This window comes from Rhizobium sp. BK289, assembly GCF_014193575.1.
Classification (GTDB): Bacteria; Pseudomonadota; Alphaproteobacteria; order Rhizobiales; family Rhizobiaceae; genus Rhizobium; species Rhizobium tropici_C.
Genome location: NZ_JACHZO010000001.1, coordinates 214,244 through 232,666, shown reverse-complemented (window position 1 = coordinate 232,666; position 18,423 = coordinate 214,244). Strand labels below are relative to the sequence as shown.

The window sequence follows — 18,423 nt, the reverse complement described above, 5'->3', positions numbered from 1 at the left end:
AAAGGGAGCCGCTGAGCGGCTCCCTTGTTCGCTGGACCATCAATATTAAGCCGCTTCGTCCCAGATCGGCGCCAGGCCGTCAGGGCTGACGATACGCCCGTTCGGCTGCGCGAGAGCATGGATCGCAGCCATCTCATCCTGCGAAAGCGCAAAGTCGAAGATGGCGGCATTTTTCGCCGCACGGTCTTCCGACACAGTCTTGGAAAGGACGATCAACCCCTGCTGCACGATCCAGCGCAGAACGATCTGGGCGATCGATTTGCCGTGCCTGGCGGCGATGTCCTTCAGCATCGGATCGGAAAGCACCTTGCCATCCGCCATGGCGTAATAGGCGGTCACCGACATGCCGAGGCTGGCGGCGGCCTCGAGGATGGGCGACTGGTCGAGATAGGGATGATATTCGACCTGGTTGGTGACGAGCGGCAGGTCGCTGAGCCGAACCGCCTCGCGCATCAGGGCACGGTTGAAGTTGGACACGCCGATATGGCGAACTTTGCCTGCCTTTGCGACCTCGTTCAATGCGGCAATCTGCTCGGCCAGAGGTACCGCGTCGTTTGGCCAGTGTAGAAGCAGGAGATCGACATAATCGGTCTTCAGCTTCTTCAGGCTTTCATCCACCGAGGCAATGAAAGCATCGTGCCGATAATTTTCGACCCAGACCTTGGTGGTCAGGAACAAGTCGCCGCGAGCAATACCCGAACGAAGGATGCCTTTGCCGACGTCGGCCTCGTTGCCATAGATCTGGGCGGTATCGATGTGACGATAGCCATTGCCCAGAACATGCGCGACCATGCGTTCCGTATCAGGCCCCGGCATACGGAAAGTGCCGAAACCCAGGGCGGGAATGGATGCGCCATTGGCGCTGACGATTTTCATGAATGATCCTTTCGGTACGGGTTTTGATCAGGCGGCGCAGGAGACGGCCTGCGCCGCGGAAGCCGAGCGGCGGTCGAGCGCGCCGCTCCACAGGGTCAGCACCAGAGCCGCGACGACCAGGATCGCGCCGACCCAAGGCGTGGCGCTAAGGCCAAGCGAGGATTCCACCACCAGCCCACCGATCCAGGCTCCGGCGGCAATGCCGAGATTGAAGGCGGCGATATTGAGCGCCGAGGCGACATCGACTGCGGCGGGGCGAACCTGCCGGGCAAGCTGGACGATGTAGAGCTGCAGCCCGGGCACATTGGCGAAGGACAGGAAGCCAAGCGCCGCAAGCGTCGGGATGGCAAGCCAGGGCGAGACGGCGGTAAAGCTAAAGAGAGCAAGCACGAGAGCCTGAGCGACAAAGAGCCAGGTCAATGCACGGACCGGATTGCCGTTGGCAAGACGGCCGCCGACAACATTGCCGATGGCAATGGCGATACCGTAGAGCACAAGAATGAGACTGACGGCGGAAGCGGCAAAGCCGGTCACTTCCTGCAGGATCGACGCCAGGAAGGTGAAGGCGACGAAGGTGCCGCCATAGCCGAGTGCCGTCATGGCAAAGACGATCAGCAACCGGCCGCTTGCAAGCACGCGGACCTGTTCACCGATGCCGGCCGGCGGCGCCTTCTTCAGGCTGGACGGCAGAAGCAGCAGAATGGCGACAAAGGCAATGATGCCAAGACCCGCGACGGCTGCGAAGGTTGCGCGCCAGCCGAAAGTCTGGCCGATGAAAGTGCCTAGGGGAACACCTGTGACGATAGCAACGGTCAGGCCCATGAACATCATGGCGATTGCGGAAGCACGGCGGTTTTCAGGCACGAGATCGGCGGCAATGGTGGATCCCACAGAGAAGAACACACCATGGGCGAAGGCCGAAAGCACGCGCGCGACGAGCAGCGGCGCATAGCCAGGGCTCAAGGCGGCCATGCCGTTGCCGACGATGAACAGCGCCATCAGGCCGAGCAGCAGCGGTTTGCGCTCGATGCGGCCGGTAAGCGCCGTCAGGATCGGCGCACCGAAGGTGACGCCGAGTGCGTAGACACTGACAATGAGACCGGCGAGCGGCAGGTTGATGTGAAGGTCGCTTGCGACGGTGGGCAGGAGACCGACGATGACGAATTCGGTTGTGCCGATCGCATAGGCAGCGATCGTCAAGGCAAAGAGAGCCAGAGGCATGAGATCACCCGATCAAATGGCACCCGCCAGCTGCGGATGCGCGAGTTCTTGTTCGGGAAGAATATGGCGTAGCGACATTCGAACGATAATCGGCTATATCAACTCAACACTTGTGAATTGAATTCAAAAGAGTGAGTTGCAAATGGACAATCGCGCCGGCGAGATGGATGTCTTCGTTCAGGTGGCCACTCTCAGCAGCTTTTCCGCAGCTGGCCGCAGGCTGCGTCTTTCGCCCTCGGCCGTCAGCAAGCTCGTCACCCGGCTGGAAGAGCGGCTGGGCACTCGCCTCCTGGTGCGTACCACCCGCTCCCTGCAATTGACGCCCGAGGGAGAGATCTATCTCGAAAAGGCACGAACGATCCTGGCCGATATTCAGGAAGCGGAACGGATCGTGGCATCAGGCGGCGCCGCGGTGCCGCGCGGCCCGCTGCGCGTCAGCGCCTCCGTCGCTTTCGGGGTCTGTTATCTGGTGCCGATCATCCCGGATTTTCTGCGGCGCTATCCTGAGATCGAACTCGACATCTCCTTGACCGACAGTGTCATCGATATCGTCGGCGAGCGGGCCGATGTCGCCATCCGCGCCGGTATCTTGCGGGATAGTTCGCTCAAAGCCCGCAAACTGATGGACAGCCACCGCGTCATCGTCGCGGCACCCGCCTACATCGAGCGAAACGGCCGGCCGGCAACGCCGGATGAGCTCGATCATCACAACTGCCTCACGTTCAACTTCCGACCGACTGCCGAAGGCTGGCCCTTTCGCGATCCGAAGAGCGGCGCCCATTTCGTGAAAACCGTGCAAGGCAACCTCCAGGCAAACAACGGCCCGACCGTTCGCAGCCTTTGCGTTGCGGGGATAGGCCTTGCCCGCGTCGGCCAGTTCCACGTCCAGCCGGATCTCGACGCCGGCAGGCTCGTACCCATCCTCGACGATTTCAATCCGGAAGACATCGAGCATATCCACGCCGTCTATGCCGGCCATGAGCATCTGGCCGCCCGCATCCGCGCCTTTATCGACTTTCTGGTTAACCGAATCGGATAGAACAAGACGATATTCAAAGGCCGGAGGCGGATTTGGAAACGGCGCTCTATCTCCCGATCAAGTCATTTCTCGAAGGCGCAGGCTATGTCGTGAAAGGCGAAATCGGCGGCTGCGACCTTGTGGGACTGACTGACGGCGAACCGCCCATCGTCGTCATCTGCGAGCTGAAGATGAGCTTCAATCTTGAGCTCATCCTGCAGGCTGTCGATCGGGCCGCGGCCAGCGACGAAGTCTGGATCGCCGCCCGCGTCTCGGCAAAGGGCAAGGGCCGGGAAGGCGATCGCCGGTTCCGCGATCTTTGCCGAAGGCTAGGCTTCGGCATGCTTACTGTCTCGGGCAACGACCAAGTCGATATAGTCGTCACTCCCGTTGCGCCGATGCCCCGCAAGAATGCGCGGCGCAGATCGCGCCTTGTCGACGAACATCGCCGGCGCAAGGGCGATCCCGCTCTCGGCGGCAGCACACGCAAGCCGATCATGACTGCCTATCGCCAGCAGGCGCTTGCCTGCGCCGCCGCCATCGAAAACGGCGTGCAGCGCCCGAAGGACATGCGGGAAGCGGCACCGAAGGCCCCACAAATTCTGAGAGATAACGTCTATGGCTGGTTCGAGCGCATCGACCGCGGCATCTACGCACTGACGGAGCTTGGAACGGAGGCTCTCAAGAGATGGCCCGTAGCGCAAAGCTAAATGTGGAAAAATTCCGGCTGAGCAACATTAAATTCATGTAATATCTTAAAATCTCGCAATAAAAACATGATCAATATTTAATTTGTAAAAGTTTCCCGGCGGATCATATTAACCCCAAGCGCCAATTCAAATCTATACTTTGCTTCCTTCAGTAAAAACGGGAAGCAAGTCGCTCGCAAATTGGCGCGGATCAATCGAAGCTCGTTCCCGATATGACGGGCCGCCAAACCGCCAACGATCTCGCAAGGGACTTTTGCCATGCCTTCTCTTCTCCGCAAACATCGTACAGCCGCCATCGTCGGTGCCGCCATCATCGCCGGCGCCGGCGCATTGCCTTTTGCCTTCAGCACATCCGCAACCGTCGCCTCGGCCGCCGAACCGGCCGGCATCATCGCGCCCGGCGGCTCCTTCGCTCCGATCGTCGACGCCGACAAGCCGGCCGTCGTCACCATCACCACAACGATGAAGGCGACCGATACGAGCGCCGACGGCGGCAATTCGCCGATGGACGAACAGTTCCGCCAGTTCTTCGAAAACCAGGGCATCCCCTTCCCGAAGCAGATGCCGCATCAGCAGCAAAGCCAGCGCGCAATGGCACTCGGTTCGGGCTTCATCATCAGCCCCGATGGTGTCATCGTCACCAACAACCACGTCATCCAGAACGCCGTCGACATCAAGGTCACGCTCGACGACGGCACCGAACTGCCCGCCAAGCTGCTCGGCGCCGACGCCAAGTCCGATCTTGCCGTCCTGAAGATCCAGGCTCCGAAGCCGCTCGCAACCATTGCCTGGGGTGACTCCGACAAGCTGAAGCTCGGCGATCAGATTCTGGCGATCGGCAATCCCTTCGGTATCGGCACCACCGTCACCGCCGGCATCGTGTCAGCTCGCGGCCGCGACCTGCACAGCGGCCCCTATGACGACTTCATCCAGATCGACGCGCCGATCAACCACGGCAATTCCGGCGGGCCGCTGGTCGACCGCGAAGGCAATGTCGTCGGCATCAACACCGCCATCTATTCGCCGAACGGCGGCAGTGTCGGCGTCGGCTTTGCCATCCCCTCCGATGAAGCCAAGGCGATCGTCGCCAAACTGGAAAAGAACGGCTCGATCGATCACGGCTATCTCGGCGTCGCGATCCAGCCCGTGACCTCCGATGTCGCCAATGCCATGGGCCTTTCTCAGGCGCAGGGTGCGCTCGTCGCCAGCGTCAATGACGATACACCAGCCGCACGCGCCGGCATCAAGAGCGGCGATATCGTCACCGCCGTCGGCAACGAGGCCGTCAAGACACCGAAGGACCTGTCGCGACTGGTCGCCGACCTCTCTCCCGGCGACAAGCGCTCGGTCACGCTGTGGCGCGACGGCAAGAGCTTGGACGTCAATGTCACCATCGGCGGCAATGACGACAGCAAGCAGGCCGCCAACGACAATAGTGACGGCAAGGTGCAGCCCTCCAACCAGCCGAGCATCGGTGTCGGTCTTGCTAACCTCACACCTGATGTGCGTGAGCAGCTGAACCTGCCGCATGGCGTCGAGGGCGCTGTCGTTGCCAGCGTCAATCCGGACAAGTCGGCTGCCGCGGCCGGCATTCAGACCGGCGATATCATCGTCTCGGTCAACGATCAGCCAGTCCACAACGCCCATGAGGTGCAGACGGCCGTCGCCAAGGCCGGCAAGGATGGCCGCAAATCCGTGCTGCTCCTGATCGAGCGCGACGGCAACAAGACCTTCGTCGCCGTGCCGTTCTCGGCCGCTTGAAAGCTGAAGCATTCTTTGATTGGCCCGCTTCCTTCAAGGGAGCGGGCCGATTGCCGTTAGGTCACCGCAAGACCCTGACGTTCCACAAGCCCTATCGTTGCCAACTCTATCCGCTCAAGCAGGCACGCTCGATCGTCTTCCTCGACCGAACGATCCTAGACGCTGAATTTCCACAGAAGAGGCAATTCGGTTTTGACACGGGACTCTTTTTGTCCAAACTCTGCCTTTCTGATGGTACAAATAGCGCCGGGGCCGGTTGAAACAGCCTAGCGGCAAGTTTAAACCCCGCCGGCAAGATCAGCGGCTAGGGCCTCGAAACTGGAATAAGCGGCGGCAGGAGTTGGAGTGACTGATCCATACGATATTCTCGACGTTGCACGCGATGCGAACGAAGAGCAGATCAAGGCGGCTTATCGCAAGCGCGCGAAGGCGGCCCATCCGGATTCCGGCGGCGACACGGAGGCTTTTGCCAAGCTGCAGAAGGCCTACGAGCTGCTTCTCGATCCCGTGCGCCGCAAAGTGTTCGACGATACCGGCTATGATGTGGAATTGACCGATGCGGTCGACCTGCAGGCGCTGGTCGCCATCGAAAAACTCATTACCGAGATAGTGCTCGACGAGCGCGAACCTGGAACCTTCGACCCGGTTGCCAAGATGCGTGCCAGTCTTCTCGAAGAAATTCGCAAGGCGAATTTCAGCAAAAGCGAGCTCGAGCGGCATTCCAGCCGCATCGGCCTCCATCTCGACCGGCTTGGCAAGCGTCCGGGCAAGGATGTGGTCGGCCATATGCTGCGCGCCCGCATCAGGGCGATCGCGACCGCCATCAGTGAAACGGAAGCGAAGATCGGCGCCAGCGAACGTGCCTGCGATATGCTCGAAGGTTATCTCTACGTGATGGACGAAACTCGAGAAGAGCGCGATGCAGCACCGGAGATCGAATGGGACGAGCCCCACGTCCGCTCCGCCGCACAGTAGCAATAGTGCTTTTTCGGCCGTCCCGAGGAGGCGGATTTCGCGTTTGCCTTGATGGTGCGATCAATTTCGGCAACGCAATGTTGCAATGCAACAATTATCCCTAGACAAATCGAGGGGCTGGCCTAGATCATGCATCCGTAAGCCGTCCTGCCGATCGGGCGATAGCGGCACGGCGCAATTTGCGGACGTCGGAACCCCGGCTCCGAGATCTGGACGACGAGGTATGCGTTTGCTGATTTCCGAAGCGGATGAAATCGTCTTTGAACATCTGAGCGAAAACCGCTCGCGGGCCGCTTTGAGGGGTGCCTTCTGGTCGGCTCTGGATACGATGATCCCGACGGCGCTCAACAGCCTTGTCTTCATTGTTACGTCGCGCTTTCTTCTGCCGCAGGATTTCGGCCTGGTCGCGCTCGCCTTCGCCATCGTGAGCTTCACCGCCGGCTTCGGGCCGACGGCCTTCGGCGAAGCATTGATCCAGCAAAAATCCATTCGGCGCAGTCATCTTGATACGGTTTTCTGGCTGTCCTTCCTTTCCGCGGCTATCCTCTATGCCGCGCTGTTCCTGCTTTCACCCCATCTTGCCCATTGGGTCGGACATGACGAGATCGTCAGCCTGCTGCTGATCATCGGGCTGAAAATCTTCTTCGACATGATGATCATCGTCCCCAATGCCCTGATCGGCCGGACCATGTCCTTCCATCTGGCGGCGGCGCGGACCGCGATCGCCACGATCGTCTCGGCGTCCATCTGTCTGGCGCTGATCTTTGCAGGCTTCGGCCTCTGGGCGCTTGCAATCGCCCAGATCGCGGCTCCGGCGGCTGCCTGCGTCGCAGCATTCTGGGGCGCAAGATGGCTGCCGGGTTTCAGGATCAAGCTTTCGAGCCTGCGCGAATTGCTGCATTACGGCATCTATGCCTCAGGCAACCGCTTCCTGCAGACCATGAATCTCGACCAGCTGATCATCGGCACCCTGGTGAGCCCGGCCGCCCTTGGTATCTACAATTTCGCCCGGCGGCTCTACGAGATGCTCAACAATGTCCTGTCGGGCGGGCTGAATTCGGTCAGTCACGTGCTGCTCTCCTCCCTGCAGCATGACAAGGACAAGGTGCGCGAAGCCTTCCTCATGGCGACCTTCGGCTGCTCGCTGGTATCCTTCCCAGCCTTCATGGGGCTTGCAGCCGTTGCCGACGATGCCATTCCCCTGATCTTCGGACCGCATTGGGCAGCCGCCATCTGGCCGGTCCGCTTCTTCTGCGTGATCGGGCTGATGGCCGGGATAGGCGTCATCCAGGCCTCCCTGATCACGAGCCAGGGCAGGTCCGACTGGTGGTTCTATTATCAGCTGGTGCGTAACGTCGTCTCGATCTTGACCGTTCTTCTTCTTCACAAATACGGCGTGGCGACCGTCGTCTTCGGGCTTATGGTGGGCGTGCTGCTGCTGTGGCCGGTGACGCTATGGATGGTCTCGCGATTGATCGGCCTCAGCATCGCCGAATATTTCGGCCAGTTCCTGCGGCCGATAGCCGCCTATCTCGGCATGCTCGTCGCAGTGCTGGCAACCTCGTCGGCCTTGTACGACTGGTCGCTTGCAGCCCGTCTGATCTGTGAAGTCCTGGTCGGCGGCCTTGCCTATTCGGGCCTTATCCTCCTCCTGTGCAAGGAGAGGATTCTCTTCCTCGCGCGGACGACACTGCAAGGTCGCCGCGCAAAGGTACAGTAGCAGGCCATGGCGAACGGCACATCGAAGCGCGGCAAATCCCGGATGGATCCTTTCGGTCACCGCAATAGCAATGGCAAATGTCGGAAAGGCGCATCATGACACTGGTTACGTTCATCATTCCCGTTCGCCACCAGGCCAATTCCAACGATTGGCCCGCGCTGAAACGGCGGCTGTCGCAAACGATCGCCTCGATCTCCGGACAATCCAATGGCAACTGGCGCGGCGTCGTGGTTGCCAATGAAGGCGCCGATCTGCCCGATCTGCCGCCGAATTTCTCGGCGGAGCGGGTCACATTTCCCCCGAACCAGCTGCACGACATCAACGGCGCCGACCGGGAGAAGGTCTACGACGCATTCCGGCTGGACAAGGGCCGCCGCGTTCTGAGCGGCATGCTTTCTGCGCGCGACACCCGCTTCTTCATGATCGTCGACGACGACGATTTCGTCAGCGCCAACATCGTCGATTTCGCGGCTAAAAATACCGACGCCAACGGCTGGAAGATCGACCGCGGCTATCTCTGGAACGAGGGCGGCCGGCTGCTGCTGCACCATAACGACTTCGCCAATTACTGCGGCACATCGCTGATCATCCGCTCCGACCTCTACCGATTGCCGGCAAGCTTCGCCGACGCCGAGGTCGATTACATCAAATCCATGCTCGGCAGCCATGTGCGCATCGGCAAGCTGCTGGCCGATGCCGGCTCTCCGCTCGGATCCCTTCCCTTCCGCGGCGCGATCTATCGGGTCGGCCATGCCGGCGCCCACAGTAAATCCTCCGGCCTGATCAGAACCCATTTCCTCAATCGGTCCGTCCTCACAAATCCCCGCCAATTCCTGGGCAATCTTTCGCGGGTGCGCCCGCTCGATCGAAACTTGAGAACCGAGTTCTTCGGCGCGCGCGCCGTCGGGTAGCCGAGGCGCAATCCTTCCGCTCAACGAGGTTTCGATCAATGCCGGCTGACGCAACGAAACACAGATACGCCGCCCTGGATGCGATGCGCGGCCTGGCGGCCTTTGCCGTCGTCGTCTACCACCTCGATAGGCCCTATGCGCCTTCGGCCTATATTGCGGTCGATTTCTTCTTTGTGCTCAGCGGCTTCGTGATCGCCAGAGCCTACGGTGAAAAGCTCGCCGCTGGCATGACCGTTCTTGCCTTCATGAAGGCGCGCTACGCACGCCTCTATCCGCTCTTCCTCATCGGCAGCGTTTACGGCCTTTTGCAATTGCTGCTGCATTGGCAGGCGGCAGGCGTCGGGCGTGCCGATCTGAGCGCAAGCATCCTCACGACGCTTTTCATGCTGCCTTCGCCGAGCTTTCTGACCCGATCGGCTGGTGACATCTGGGCACTCTATCCGCTGAATGGTCCGGCCTGGTCGCTATTTTGGGAATTGCTGGCCAATCTGGTATTCGCGCTCGCGCTGTTCCGGCTGAAAACACGAAGCCTGATCCTCATAGCCGCCGCATCTCTGGCGCTGCTGATCGGTTCGGTCCTCTTCCACAAATCGCTCGATCTCGGCTGGGAATGGCGCTCGGTGGACGGCGGTCTTGCCCGTGTCTTCTTCTCCTTCACGCTCGGAATGATCATCTATCGACTGCGAAGCAGCGCAGCGCTTGGCTGGACCATGACCAGCTATGCCGCCCTGCTGCCGATCGCGGCGATCTCGGCCTTGCTGTTTCTTCCGACCTATTCACTGAAATATGCGCTTGTTTTCTGCATCCTGATCTCGCCGCTCATCGTCCTTGCCGGCACGATGCTCGAATTGCCGGCCAGCCTGCAGCGGCCCGGCATTTTTCTCGGCTACCTCTCCTACCCGATCTACATGTGCCATCGCGGTTTTACCGAGATCTACGGACATCTGATGAGCGACGTCCCTCTGCCGCAGCCGGTCTACATAGCGATCTATCTCGTCGCGATTTCCGTGATTGCGTTGCTTTCGGCGAAGCTGGTAAAGTATGCGTCTGCCTGGAAGGGCGCACCCAAAAGCATTGGCGCGACGCCGAGCCGATAGATTTGTCGTCATGTATGGACGGCGGCGAGCGCGATCGCATCCGCCACTTCTTCCAGGCGATCCGAAAGATTGGCCGTCGCCACGCGCAAATGACTGCTGGGCAGAATGGAGAATTTGGCACCCGGATGCACCGCAATGCCCCTGGCGGCAAGCGTTACCATTGCAAAAGGCTCCGACGAGACCGGTATCCAGGCGCATAGTCCTTCGCCATGGTGCGCATCGACGCCACGCTCGCCAAGCGCATCGATGAGGCCGGCCCGGCGCTGCCGATAGGTCTGCCGGGCATGATCGAGACATGCAGCCGTTTCCGGATCGCGCAGCAGCCAGGCACCGGCCGCCTGCAGAATTCGGCTCGTCCAACCGGCGCTGAAGCTGCGATAGGACTGGACCTGCTCGACGATCGCCCGCGAGCTCGACAATACGGCGAGACGGAGATCCGGCCCGTGCGTCTTCGAAAACGACAGGATATGGATGACGCGATCGGGAAAGAGACGGCCCAGCGAATGGCGCGGCGCGGTCGAGATATCGGCAACGCCATCGTCTTCCACGATCAATGTATCCTTGTCGCGAAGGATGTCGGCGAGACTTTCCATCCGAGCCGCGCTCACGCTCTGGCCGGTGACAGAATGGATGCGCGGCTGGAAGATGAAAGCGACCGGGCGATACCGCAGCGCCTCTTCCAGCGACGACGGCAGCGGCCCCTCCTCGTCGCATTTCACCGGAATGATGCGCGCACCGCGATCCTCAAGAATATCCAGAAGCCGCATGCCTGTGGGGTCTTCGATCGCAACGGCAGCACCGGGCATAACCAGGGCGTTGATCACGGTATAGACGGCATTATAGCCGCCATTAGTTGCCAGAAACGCCTCCGGCTCGTAGGGCCACGTCTTCCTGACTTCGCGCTCAAGCTCCGGCAAGATGCGGCTGCGCTCGTAGCTGTTGAGATTTTCCGCCGACGCCCCATAGGCCATCGCCGCCTCCAGCTTCGGCAGCAGCTGCACATCGGGAACGGCAGCCGTGAGGTTCAGGGCGTCGGAACCATAATCGCCGACGCTTGCAAGCCGCGCCGGCTTGGCGACGAAGCGATCGCCGCTGACCCATGTGCCGTTCCTGCCGCGTCCGCTGATGATCTTCTGGCGCCTGAGCTCGCTCCAGGCTTCGGACAAGGTCGCGGGGCTGATCCCAAGGGCAAAAGCGAGATCGCGAATGGGGGGCAATTTGGTGCCAACAGGCAGCGCGCCGGCGCGAATGAGCGCGCTCGTCTCAAGCGCGATACCGCGAATGGTCCGATCGCTCAATTTTTCGGCAAACCATTTCGCGTCCCGATCTTCGCTCATTTTTCGCACCATTTTTAATGTTCAATAACGTAATAACATTTGATCGACATATATTGAACATTTAATCGTTGAGAAAACAAGTTTTCCCGCGAGTGAATTTCATGCCCCTTACTCTCCGCCTTGCCGTTCGTGACTGGGACTATATGACCCCTCTGGTGCTGGGTGACGTCTCCTCCCCCAAGCTCGATATTAGGGTGGACCGGGTCGGGACGCTGATCTCGCATGTCGGCAAGAGCGACACCTATGATGCCGCCGAAACTTCCTTCAGCCGTTACACGCAGATGCGCATTGATGGCGATGAGAGCGTGGTCGGCATACCGAACTTCATCATGCGCGGCTTCCGTCACCGCTGCGTCATCACCACCAAGGACAGCCCGATCACGAGCTTTGCTGAGCTCGCCGGCAAGCGCATCGGCGTCACCGGTTGGCGCGACTCCGGCAATACCTGGACACGGGCAGCGCTGCGCCGAGAAGGCGTCGGCGTCGAAGATGCCATGTGGTATGCCGGCCGCCTCACCGAAGCGCATCCGATCACCGATCGCCTCGACGGCTTCGGCCGCCCCGGCCGCATCGAGGCAGCACCCGGCGAGAGGCCGATGGTGGACCTCCTGAAAGAGGGCGAGCTCGATGCGATCTTCACGCCCTTCATGCCGGATGGCTATTTCGCCGGTAATTCCAGCTTCCGCCAGCTGCTGCCGGATTTCCGCGCCGCGGAACATCGCTATTTCGCCGATGTGGGCTATGTACCGGGCATGCACCTGATCGGCTTGAAGGCCGAGTTCGTCGCCGAGCATCCGTGGGTCATCGCCGAGTTGAGCGCGCTCATCGATGAATCGCAGCGCATGTGGCTCAGCAAGCGGCGCAAATATGCCGACACCACGCCCTTCATGCTGGATGAGCTGCTGAAATCGGCAACCGAGCTGCCCGAAGGCTGGGACGCGAGCGGCTTTGCCGCCAACCGCAGGATGATCGCCGATTTCGCCGGGGAGCTGCATGTGCAGGGTATCCTGCCACGGCTGATGACGCCGGAGGAACTTTTCCCGTTCGATGTTGATGGCAGCCGGACGAGCGCTGCCTGACCATCGACTGAAAAATCAGAGACGCAAAGCAAAAAGGGGAATGACCATGTCGCTGAAGAAAATGACCTGCATTGCCGTGGCAAGCCTGATGATGTCGAGTGCTGCCTTCGCCGAGGATGCGAGCCTGCCGAAACTTTCGGTCAACAAGGACCTGCAGGCAAAGTTGCCAGAGGCCATACGCACATCGGGTAAGATGATTTCCGTCAACAACGGTTCCTTCCCTCCCTATGAAATCGTCACCGGCACCAAGCTGACCGGCGCCAGCGCCGATCTGACCGATGCGATAGGCGAGGTGCTCGGCGTGAAGATCGAGCATGAAAGCGTCAGCGGCCTGCCTGCCATTCTCGCGGGCATCAACTCCGGCCGCTATCAATTCGCCTTCGGCCCCGTTGGCGATTTCAAGAGCCGCGAGGAAGCCAACGACTTCGTCGATTGGGTCCAGGAATTCGTCGTCTTCGCAGTCCAGAAAGGCAATCCGAAGGGCATCACCTCGCTCGACAGCGCCTGCGGCCAGCGCATCGCCGTCATGGCGGGTGGATCGGCCGAAAAGGTGATCCAGGTTCAGGCCGAAAAGTGCAAGACAGATGGTAAGGGCGCGATCGAGGTCCAGTCCTTCACCGATCAGCCGAGCTCGATCCTCGCCGTCCGCTCCAAGCGCTCCGACGCCTTCTTCTCCTCACAGGCCCCGCTCACCTATTTCGTGTCCCAGGCGAACGGCCAGCTGGAGCTCACGGGCGTCGGCCAGAAGAACGGCTTCGAGGATCTCTATCAGGGCGCCGTCGTGCCGAAGGGTTCTCCGCTCGGCCCAATTCTGAAGGACGCCATCAAACTTCTTATGGACCATGGCACCTATGCCGCCATCATGAAGAAGTGGGGCCTTGAGAATAACATGATCAAGGAACCCGGTATCAATCTTGGCGGGACGTTGCCGAAATGAGCACGAATGCCAGAGACATCGCATCGCCATCAGGCGATGCTGCGGAACGGGATGTGGCGAATGCCCACACGCCGTTCCCGAAGGGTCGTGTGGCGGCTTGGGTCGTCACGCTTGCGATCGCAGTCTATTGGGCATGGTCGGTCGCCCACAATGAAAACTTCGGCTGGCATGTCGTCGCCCAGTATTTCTTCGACCCCGTCGTCATCAGCGGCCTTTATGTCTCGCTCGGCCTGACCGTCGTCGCCATGGCGCTCGGCATCGTCTTTGGCCTGCTTTTGGCGATCGCCCGCATGTCGAAGGATAGGCTGGCAAGCACGCTCGCCTCGCTGTTCATCTGGTTCTTCCGCGGCACGCCACTGCTCGTGCAGCTGATCTTCTGGTATAATCTTTCGACGCTCTTCCCGACGCTATCGATCGGCATTCCCTTCGGCCCGACCTTCGTGAGCTGGGACACGAATTCGGTCATCAGCCCGATGACGGCGGCGATCGCCGGCCTGGCGCTGAACGAAGCCGCCTATATGGCCGAAATCATCCGCGGTGGCCTGCTTTCGGTCGACAGAGGCCAGTTCGAGACCGCCGAAGCCTTCGGCATGACGAGAAGCCGGGCTCTGCGCCGCATCATCATCCCGCAGGCCATGCGCTCCATCGTGCCGCCGACGGGCAATCAGCTCATCAGCATGATCAAGGCGACCTCGCTCGTCAGTGTTATCGCCATGGCCGACCTGCTCTATTCCGTGCAATCGATCTACAACCGCACCTTCGAAGTCATCCCGATGCTGCTCGTCGCCGTCATCTGGTATCTGCTGATCACCTCGGTGCTGAATATCGGCCAGAGCTACATCGAGCGCTATTACAGCCGCGCCGACCGCCGCACCGGCGGGACGAAGGCGGCAACGGAGAGCGCGCCAGCGCTCGTGCCGGCACAGGAGGCGGGCCAATGAACGCCCCAATCAGTACCGTTGCCGACCTGCCGCCGCTGGTGCAGGCGCGCAACGTCCACAAGTCCTTCGAAAATCTCGAAGTCCTGAAAGGCATCGACCTCGATGTGATGCCGGGCGAAGTGGTCGTCATCCTCGGCCCTTCCGGCTCCGGCAAGTCGACCTTTCTGCGTTGCATCAACCATCTGGAAGCGATCAATCGCGGTTCGATCGAAGTCGACGGCGAACAGATCGGATATCGGTTGAACAAGGGCAGGCTGCTCAAACTGTCCAACCATGCGATCGCGCTGCAGCGGCGCAAGATCGGCATGGTGTTCCAGCAGTTCAATCTTTACCCGCACATGACGGCGCTGCAGAATGTGATCGAAGCGCCGACCGGCATCCATGGCGAGAGCCGAAAGCAGGCGACGGAAAATGCGCTGGCGCTGCTTGACCGCGTTGGCTTGTCGGCCAAGGCTCACAACTACCCTCGGCAACTCTCCGGCGGCCAGCAGCAGCGCGTGGCGATTGCGAGAGCGCTGGCGATCAAGCCGAAGCTGATGCTCTTCGACGAGCCGACCTCGGCGCTCGATCCGGAGCTCGTCGGCGAGGTCCTGTCGACCATGCGCGATCTTGCTAGCCAAGGCCTGACAATGATCGTCGTCACCCACGAGATCGGCTTTGCGCGCGAGGCTGCCGACCGTGTCGTCTTCATGGACGGTGGCAAGATCGTCGAACAGGGTAGGCCGGAGGATGTGATCGGCAATCCGCAGCATCCGCGCACCAGAAGCTTTCTGTCGCGCTTCATCTAGCGCGACACATATCATCAGTGAAGCCCGCACGCTTTATGGCGAAAAGCGGCACAAGCGAACCAATGGGAAAGCCATGACCCTCGACAACGATTTCGCCCGCCTTTCCGATTTCGAACCGATGAAGGCCGAACTGACCGGCATCCGGCGGCATCTCCACGCCAATCCCGAACTCTCCTTCGAAGAGGCGGAAACCGCGCGTTTCGTCGCCGAGAAGCTGGAGGCCTGGGGCTACGAGGTCACCCGCAATGTCGGCGGCCATGGCGTCGTTGCGCGCATGACTGTTGGAGCCGGCAAGAAGAGCATCGCGATCCGCGCCGACATGGACGCGCTACCGATCACGGAACAGACGGGCAAGCCCTATGCCAGCAAGGTGTCAGGCAAGATGCATGCCTGCGGCCACGACGGCCACACCACCATATTGCTCGGAGCTGCCGAATATCTCGCTCGTACCCGCCGCTTCAATGGTACGGTGAACCTGATCTTCCAGCCGGCCGAAGAGGCGGGAGCGGTCAGCGGCGCTCCGGCGATGATCAAGGATGGGCTGTTCGAACGCTTTCCCTTCGACGTCATTTTCGGGCTGCACAATCATCCGGGTGCTGCGGAAGGCACCTGGCTGTTGCGCTCCGGCCCGCTGATGGCGGCGGCCGATACGGTCGAGATTACCATCACAGGCAAGGGCGGCCATGCTTCGCGCCCGCATCTGACCATCGATCCCGTCGTCGTCGCCTGCAACCTCGTCGTCAGTCTGCAGACGATCGTTGCCCGCAGCGTCGACCCGACGCAGACGGCGGTTGTGACCGTCGGCGCCATCCACGCCGGCGAGGCATCGAACGTCATTCCGGAGAGCGCGAAGATGCTACTCACGGTCCGCTCCTTCGATCCGAAAGTGCGCGAGCTGCTCGAGGCCCGCATCCGCAAACTGACGGCCTCCATCGCAGACGGCTATGGCGCTAGCGCCAAGATCGACTACGTCCACGGTCACCCGGTGGTCGTCAACTCGGAGAAGGAAACAGAATTCGCACGAATGGTTGCCGAGGAGCTCGTCGGCGCTGATAAAGTCACCACCTGCGGTCTGATCCCCGGCAGCGAGGATTTCTCGCATTATCTCGAGCATAAGCCCGGCAGTTTCCTGCGCCTTGGCAATGGCTTGAATTCAGCCATCCTCCACAGCGCCAAATATGATTTCGCCGATGAGAACCTCACCGTGGGGGCTGCCATGTGGGCACGGCTGGCGGAACGTTATCTCGACGCCTGAACCGATTCTTATCTCGATCGTATCCGGCGCCAATGGCGCCGCAATAAACGACAGCCCTGGCGATAAGCCGGGGCTGATCCGTTTTCTGGATGTCATGGAAAAAGGCGGAATGCGATGCCTTCAATAGCGCCGCGGGACCTGCGAGAGCGGCACGATTCCTGCCTTCATAAATACTACTTATCGATGGATCCGAGACTATCGCCCGTTGTAGGCCCTGTATTTGCAGGCGTTTCAGTCTGCAGCCCGGTTTCCAGCTGCACATTCTGAGTCTGCATTACCCGCCATTCGTTTTCGAGGCGATCAATCACATACGTAGGAATTTCATTTCTTACGCTTTCAAGCTCTTGCATCACGACCTCCATTGTCATGCGTTACTGGCATGACATGGAGGAGTTTCTTTGTAAATCAAGGTATTAAACTATTTAAACGATTAAAATATTTTCAATCGTTTGAAATAACGCCTTCTGTGGAAAAGTTTCCTGCAGCGTTAATGCGAGATGCTGAACCTACTGGTGCGAAGCCCGGTCATCGGCGGTATCAAGGCTGGGGTGGCGAGCAGCCGACGGTTGCAATCGGCCATCGAACTCCAGATCCTGCGCGCGCCAAATCGAATCGTGCTGCTCGCGCATTGCGTCGGCAGCTTCCCGGACCACCTCGGAAATCTGCATGAGCTGCCTCGCCAAGGGGCTCGTCTTGCGCCAGATCATCCCGATCGTTCGCGACGGCTGCGGGCTCTGGAAGCGCACGGTCGAAACGGAAGCCGAACGCGTTTCCACCGCCACGGCCATCTCCGGTATCAGGGTGATGCCGATGCCGGCGCTGACCATCTGCACCAGCGTCGATAGCGAGCTGCCATCCATCAGCTCCCGAGGAACGGCCGACTGTATATTGCAGAACGACAGCGCCTGATCACGGAAGCAATGCCCCTCCTCCAGCAATAATAGCCGCATTTCGCGAAGCGCCTCCCGGTTGGGCACCGGCTTGCCCTCATCCTCGCTCGGCCGCACGAGCACGAAATTTTCGGCAAATAGGGGGATTTCCGTCAGCGACGGCTCGGATACCGGCAAGGCGACAATGGCGGTGTCGAGTCGACCTTCCTCCAGTTCCTCCACCAGTTTCGACGTCAAGGTCTCGCGCACATGGATATCGAGCCCGTCATAGATACGGGTGAGATTGCCGATGATGCTCGGCAACAGGTAGGGCGCGACCGTCGGAATGATGCCGATTCGCAACCGGCCGACAGGCTGGTTGTGCGATGCGCGCGCAAGGTCTCCCAGCTCGTCGACCGATCGCAGGATATTGCGGACGCGGCTTGCGAAAGCCTCTCCAAAATTGGTCAGCCGTACCTGGCGCGCACCTCTCTCGAAAAGATTCGTGCCGAGCTGCTCCTCCAATTCCTTGATCTGCATCGATAGGGCGGGCTGCGAGATGGCGCATACGTCGGCGGCGCGTCCGAAATGGCCGTGCCTGGCCAGAGCTTCGAAATAGCGGAGCTGCTTGAGGGTCAAATTTGTCATAAGTTCATCTTATCGCGCCAATCAGGAAATCCAACTTAAATTAATGGATAGCCTTGGTTATAGTCCCGCGGCAAAGATGAGATGCGGCCGCCTGTCACACGAAGCTCACATTGGGAGCATTGACTGCGTTCAATTCATCGATGCGCGGACTATCGGGAAAGCGGGGGCATTGGCCTTGTCGGTTTTCCGCGAATCCGCTCTATGCGAGGTCAGTACAACGAGAGATTTTCACGCGTCGGACATACCGTCGTCACGCTTGTCATAAAACCAAACGACTTAC

The 18,423-nt window shown here is 60.2% G+C and carries 17 protein-coding genes; 12 read left to right on the top strand and 5 right to left on the bottom strand.

The features are described from left to right. Positions 1 to 45: 45 nt before the first annotated feature. Together FHT84_RS01045 and FHT84_RS01040 are read right to left on the bottom strand one after the other, a co-directional pair. Complete coding sequence (locus FHT84_RS01045; protein ID WP_183761135.1) at positions 46 to 876, bottom strand: aldo/keto reductase; 831 nt, start codon at positions 874 to 876, stop codon at positions 46 to 48. 27 nt (positions 877 to 903) lie between these two features. Further along, positions 904 to 2,097: an MFS transporter gene (locus FHT84_RS01040; RefSeq protein WP_183761137.1), complete on the bottom strand. Its 1,194-nt coding sequence runs from the start codon at positions 2,095 to 2,097 to the stop codon at positions 904 to 906. Between the two features lie 142 nt (positions 2,098 to 2,239). Between FHT84_RS01040 and FHT84_RS01035 the strand changes: the two genes are divergently transcribed. The 7 genes from FHT84_RS01035 (at position 2,240) to FHT84_RS01005 (ending at position 10,289) form a co-directional block, all read left to right on the top strand. After that, entirely contained in the window at positions 2,240 to 3,136 is an 897-nt protein-coding gene (locus tag FHT84_RS01035) for a LysR family transcriptional regulator (RefSeq protein WP_183761139.1), read from the top strand. Between the two features lie 32 nt (positions 3,137 to 3,168). After that, entirely contained in the window at positions 3,169 to 3,825 is a 657-nt protein-coding gene (locus FHT84_RS01030) for a DUF2161 family putative PD-(D/E)XK-type phosphodiesterase (RefSeq protein ID WP_183761141.1), read from the top strand. 258 nt (positions 3,826 to 4,083) lie between these two features. After that, positions 4,084 to 5,586 (top strand): DegQ family serine endoprotease, encoded by a 1,503-nt coding sequence (locus FHT84_RS01025; RefSeq protein WP_183761143.1) that lies wholly within the window; start codon positions 4,084 to 4,086, stop codon positions 5,584 to 5,586. A 345-nt stretch (positions 5,587 to 5,931) separates the two neighbouring features. Continuing rightward, entirely contained in the window at positions 5,932 to 6,561 is a 630-nt protein-coding gene (locus FHT84_RS01020) for a DnaJ domain-containing protein (protein WP_183761144.1), read from the top strand. A 223-nt stretch (positions 6,562 to 6,784) separates the two neighbouring features. Then, positions 6,785 to 8,281, top strand: coding sequence for a lipopolysaccharide biosynthesis protein (locus FHT84_RS01015; RefSeq protein ID WP_183761145.1), 1,497 nt, complete (start codon positions 6,785 to 6,787; stop codon positions 8,279 to 8,281). Between the two features lie 95 nt (positions 8,282 to 8,376). Continuing rightward, positions 8,377 to 9,192 (top strand): galactosyl transferase, encoded by an 816-nt coding sequence (locus tag FHT84_RS01010; protein WP_183761147.1) that lies wholly within the window; start codon positions 8,377 to 8,379, stop codon positions 9,190 to 9,192. Between the two features lie 38 nt (positions 9,193 to 9,230). Next, complete coding sequence (locus tag FHT84_RS01005) at positions 9,231 to 10,289, top strand: acyltransferase (RefSeq protein WP_183761149.1); 1,059 nt, start codon at positions 9,231 to 9,233, stop codon at positions 10,287 to 10,289. Between the two features lie 8 nt (positions 10,290 to 10,297). On the opposite strand, the gene FHT84_RS01000 is transcribed toward FHT84_RS01005, so the two are convergent. Further along, complete coding sequence (locus tag FHT84_RS01000) at positions 10,298 to 11,626, bottom strand: PLP-dependent aminotransferase family protein (protein ID WP_183761151.1); 1,329 nt, start codon at positions 11,624 to 11,626, stop codon at positions 10,298 to 10,300. Between the two features lie 101 nt (positions 11,627 to 11,727). On the opposite strand from FHT84_RS01000, the gene FHT84_RS00995 reads away from it, so the two are divergent. From FHT84_RS00995 to FHT84_RS00975, 5 genes are all read left to right on the top strand, one after another. Further along, positions 11,728 to 12,705, top strand: a complete 978-nt coding sequence (locus tag FHT84_RS00995; protein WP_183761153.1) for an ABC transporter substrate-binding protein — start codon at positions 11,728 to 11,730, stop codon at positions 12,703 to 12,705. 46 nt (positions 12,706 to 12,751) lie between these two features. Continuing rightward, positions 12,752 to 13,642 (top strand): ABC transporter substrate-binding protein, encoded by an 891-nt coding sequence (locus tag FHT84_RS00990; protein ID WP_183761156.1) that lies wholly within the window; start codon positions 12,752 to 12,754, stop codon positions 13,640 to 13,642. Further along, entirely contained in the window at positions 13,639 to 14,583 is a 945-nt protein-coding gene (locus tag FHT84_RS00985; protein ID WP_183761158.1) for an amino acid ABC transporter permease, read from the top strand. Before FHT84_RS00990 ends, FHT84_RS00985 begins: the two co-directional genes overlap by 4 nt. Then, positions 14,580 to 15,371 carry an amino acid ABC transporter ATP-binding protein gene (locus FHT84_RS00980; RefSeq protein ID WP_246698436.1) on the top strand — a complete coding sequence of 264 codons (792 nt, stop codon included), beginning with the start codon at positions 14,580 to 14,582 and terminating at the stop codon, positions 15,369 to 15,371. The genes FHT84_RS00985 and FHT84_RS00980 overlap by 4 nt, the downstream gene beginning before the upstream one ends. Positions 15,372 to 15,444: 73 nt before the next feature. Continuing rightward, positions 15,445 to 16,626: a M20 aminoacylase family protein gene (locus FHT84_RS00975; protein ID WP_183761160.1), complete on the top strand. Its 1,182-nt coding sequence runs from the start codon at positions 15,445 to 15,447 to the stop codon at positions 16,624 to 16,626. Positions 16,627 to 16,799: 173 nt separating this feature from the next. Here the strand turns inward: FHT84_RS00975 and FHT84_RS00970 are convergent, their stop codons facing one another. Both FHT84_RS00970 and FHT84_RS00965 read right to left on the bottom strand, forming a co-directional pair. Next, complete coding sequence (locus tag FHT84_RS00970; RefSeq protein WP_169643266.1) at positions 16,800 to 16,976, bottom strand: hypothetical protein; 177 nt, start codon at positions 16,974 to 16,976, stop codon at positions 16,800 to 16,802. Between the two features lie 156 nt (positions 16,977 to 17,132). After that, on the bottom strand, positions 17,133 to 18,143 hold the full coding sequence (locus FHT84_RS00965; RefSeq protein WP_183761163.1) for a LysR substrate-binding domain-containing protein: 1,011 nt from the start codon (positions 18,141 to 18,143) through the stop codon (positions 17,133 to 17,135). Positions 18,144 to 18,423: the final 280 nt, after the last annotated feature.

Excerpts from the sequence above, each read along its gene's own strand:
- FHT84_RS01010 (WP_183761147.1), top strand. The coding sequence starts at position 8,377 with ATGACACTGGTTACGTTCATCATTCCCGTTCGCCACCAGGCCAATTCC.
- FHT84_RS00975 (WP_183761160.1), top strand. The coding sequence starts at position 15,445 with ATGACCCTCGACAACGATTTCGCCCGCCTTTCCGATTTCGAACCGATG.
- FHT84_RS01000 (WP_183761151.1), bottom strand. The coding sequence starts at position 11,626 with ATGAGCGAAGATCGGGACGCGAAATGGTTTGCCGAAAAATTGAGCGAT.
- FHT84_RS00995 (WP_183761153.1), top strand. The coding sequence starts at position 11,728 with ATGCCCCTTACTCTCCGCCTTGCCGTTCGTGACTGGGACTATATGACC.
- FHT84_RS00990 (WP_183761156.1), top strand. The coding sequence starts at position 12,752 with ATGTCGCTGAAGAAAATGACCTGCATTGCCGTGGCAAGCCTGATGATG.
- FHT84_RS01015 (WP_183761145.1), top strand. The coding sequence starts at position 6,785 with ATGCGTTTGCTGATTTCCGAAGCGGATGAAATCGTCTTTGAACATCTG.
- FHT84_RS01045 (WP_183761135.1), bottom strand. The coding sequence starts at position 876 with ATGAAAATCGTCAGCGCCAATGGCGCATCCATTCCCGCCCTGGGTTTC.
- FHT84_RS01005 (WP_183761149.1), top strand. The coding sequence starts at position 9,231 with ATGCCGGCTGACGCAACGAAACACAGATACGCCGCCCTGGATGCGATG.
- FHT84_RS01035 (WP_183761139.1), top strand. The coding sequence starts at position 2,240 with ATGGACAATCGCGCCGGCGAGATGGATGTCTTCGTTCAGGTGGCCACT.
- FHT84_RS01025 (WP_183761143.1), top strand. The coding sequence starts at position 4,084 with ATGCCTTCTCTTCTCCGCAAACATCGTACAGCCGCCATCGTCGGTGCC.
- FHT84_RS00970 (WP_169643266.1), bottom strand. The coding sequence starts at position 16,976 with ATGCAAGAGCTTGAAAGCGTAAGAAATGAAATTCCTACGTATGTGATT.
- FHT84_RS00980 (WP_246698436.1), top strand. The coding sequence starts at position 14,580 with ATGAACGCCCCAATCAGTACCGTTGCCGACCTGCCGCCGCTGGTGCAG.
- FHT84_RS00985 (WP_183761158.1), top strand. The coding sequence starts at position 13,639 with ATGAGCACGAATGCCAGAGACATCGCATCGCCATCAGGCGATGCTGCG.
- FHT84_RS00965 (WP_183761163.1), bottom strand. The coding sequence starts at position 18,143 with ATGACAAATTTGACCCTCAAGCAGCTCCGCTATTTCGAAGCTCTGGCC.
- FHT84_RS01040 (WP_183761137.1), bottom strand. The coding sequence starts at position 2,097 with ATGCCTCTGGCTCTCTTTGCCTTGACGATCGCTGCCTATGCGATCGGC.